Genomic DNA, 2,472 nt, shown 5'->3' with positions numbered 1-2,472 from the left:
GGGATGTATATCAGAGACAGGCCAGGGTCCAGGGGATGAGCGGAGCGGGGTGGGCCGTCAGCCGGTGGGGGGCCTGTCCGGCGCGTTCTCCGGTGCCCAGGGGGGAACGCCCGGTACACGAAGCCGTCGCGGCGCGTCGCCTCTCGCCCGGATGGGGACGAAGGGCGCCACTGGCGCGAAGGCGCCTCGAGCTTCCGCGTGGGCCGATGCACGGAAGGGGGCGAGGATGAGGGTTGCGGTGAGGCGGGGGCGCATCCGGGGAGAACCATACTCCGCTCGCCGTCTCCCGCGAGCAGCCGGTGGGGGTCCCCCCCTCGCTCGGCGCCTTCCAGGGCATGGAGGGGGCTCGGAACGGGCGTCTCGTGCGGCTTCGCTGCAACTCGAACGGATGAATGCGCCCCGGGTGAATGCGGGTTCAGATAGCCTGGAAAATCGAGCCGACCTGGGATGTGCTGTTTTTAGCTTGAGTCTTGAAGACCCGGGAGGTCGGCCTGCCCGGGGCTCGGCGCTCATGCGGACTTCTTCGCCTCGGCGTCGTCCTGCTCGAACAGGCTCTCCAGCTCCTTGCGAGCGCGCGCGGCGGCCTCCACGAGCTTCTGCTCGTCGCGGTGGAAGAGGGCCGTCTCGCGCAGGAGCTTCTCGTCGTGGTCTCTCAGGCGCTCCATGACGCGGTGGCTCTCGGAGAAGGTGAGGCCCATCGTCTGGAGGATGTCGCCGCCCATCTCCACGCTGCCGGCGAACGTCTCGCGCATCACGTGCTCGATGCCCAAATCGAGCAGCCGGTACGCATGCACGCGGTTGCGTGCGCGGGCGAAGATGGTGAGGTGGGGGAAGTGCTCCTTCACTGTCTTGGCGGTGCGCATGGAGGCCTCGACGTCGTCGATGGCGAGCACGAAGACGCGGGCCTTGTCGGCGCGGGCGGCGCGCAGCAGGTCCAACCGGGAGGCATCGCCGTAGAAGACCTGGCTGCCGAAGCGCTTCATGAAGTCGATGTGCTCGGGGCTGGCGTCAATGGCGGTGAAGGTGATGCGCTTGGCGCGCAGCAGGCGGCCGACGACCTGACCCACGCGGCCGAAGCCGGCGATGATGACGGGGTGATCCTCCTCGGGCGCCACGTCGTACTCGCGGGCCTGGGTCTTCTTCTGGAAGCGGGGGCGGCCCCAGCGCTCATAGGCGGCGTAGAGCAGCGGCGTGGTGGCCATGGACAGGCCCACGACGACGACGAGCAGGTCCGCCAGTTCCGTGGACATGACGTGGAAGGACACGGCGAGGGCGAAGAGGACGAAGGCGAACTCACCGCCCTGGGAGATGACCACGCCCAGGCTGAGGGCCGGCTCGTTCTCCTTGAGGTTGAAGCGTCCCAGTCCGTAGAGCACGGCGCCCTTGATGGCGACGAGGCCTACGACGAGACCGGTGATGAGGCCGGGGCGCTCGGTGATGAGGCCCAGGTTCACGCTCATGCCCACGGCGATGAAGAACAGGCCGAGCAACAGGCCCTTGAAGGGCTCGATGTCGGCCTCGAGCTCGTGGCGGTACTCGGACTCGGACAGGAGCACGCCGGCGAGGAAGGCGCCCAGCGCCATGGAGAGGCCCACGGCGTTGAGGAGGGCGGCGGTGCCGACGACGACGAGCAGGGCGGTGGCGGTGAAGAGCTCCTGGCTGTGGAACGACGCGACGGCGCGGAAGAGGGGGCGCAGCAGGAAGCGGCCGGAGAGCACGACGCCGACGAGGACGGCGACGACCTTGAGGCCGGTGTGCCAGCCGGGCTCGACGGAGGTGGCGTCGGTGTGGCCGAGCAGGGGCAGCAGGGCCAGGAGGGGAATGACGGCCAGGTCCTGGAACAGGAGGATGCCGAAGGCGAGCCGTCCGTAGCCGGTGGTGAGCTGGTTGCGTTCTGCGAGCAGCTGGAGCGCGAAGGCGGTGGAGGAGAGGGAGAGGCCGAAGCCGGCGATGATGGCCGCGGCGGGGGGCAGTCCGAAGAGGAAGCACGCGGCGGCGAGCAGGGAGCCGGTGATGAGCACCTGGGCGCCGCCCATGCCGAACACGGAGTGGCGCAGGTTCCACAGTCGGGAGGGCTGCAGCTCCAGGCCGATGACGAACAGGAGGAGCACGACGCCCAGCTCGGAGAAGTGGAGCACGTTCTTCACGTCGCCGATGAGCTGCGCGCCGGAGGGGCCGATGACGGCGCCGGCCACCAGGTAGCCGAGCACCGAGCCCAGACCGAGCCGCTTGAACAGCGGAACGGACACCACCGCGGCGCCGAGGAACACCAGCGCCTGATGCAGGAAGGACATGCCCCGCTTCCTCGCACGGACGCCCATGCCGGGCAATCACAGCCCCCGGGCTCGCCAGTCAGCGGGGACCCCCGACACCGGGAAGGTGGGTCGTATGTAACCGACTGTGTGCCGGATGCGTAATCCAGTGGCAGCAGGCAGCCACGCAGTCCCCCACACCCCCGGAGCCGCCGATGCC

At 69.3% G+C, this 2,472-nt stretch carries 1 protein-coding gene; it reads right to left on the bottom strand.

The genetic code is table 11. The features are described from left to right. Window positions 1-509: 509 nt before the first annotated feature. Window positions 510-2,294 carry a monovalent cation:proton antiporter-2 (CPA2) family protein gene (locus FJV41_RS48735; RefSeq protein WP_141649450.1) on the bottom strand — a complete coding sequence of 595 codons (1,785 nt, stop codon included), beginning with the start codon at window positions 2,292-2,294 and terminating at the stop codon, window positions 510-512. Window positions 2,295-2,472 lie beyond the last annotated feature (178 nt).

The organism is Myxococcus llanfairpwllgwyngyllgogerychwyrndrobwllllantysiliogogogochensis (genome assembly GCF_006636215.1).
GTDB classification, from domain to species: domain Bacteria; phylum Myxococcota; class Myxococcia; order Myxococcales; family Myxococcaceae; genus Myxococcus; species Myxococcus llanfairpwllgwyngyllgogerychwyrndrobwllllantysiliogogogochensis.
The sequence above is the reverse complement of the archived record's forward strand: the minus strand, read 5'-3'. Positions and strand labels throughout refer to the sequence as shown.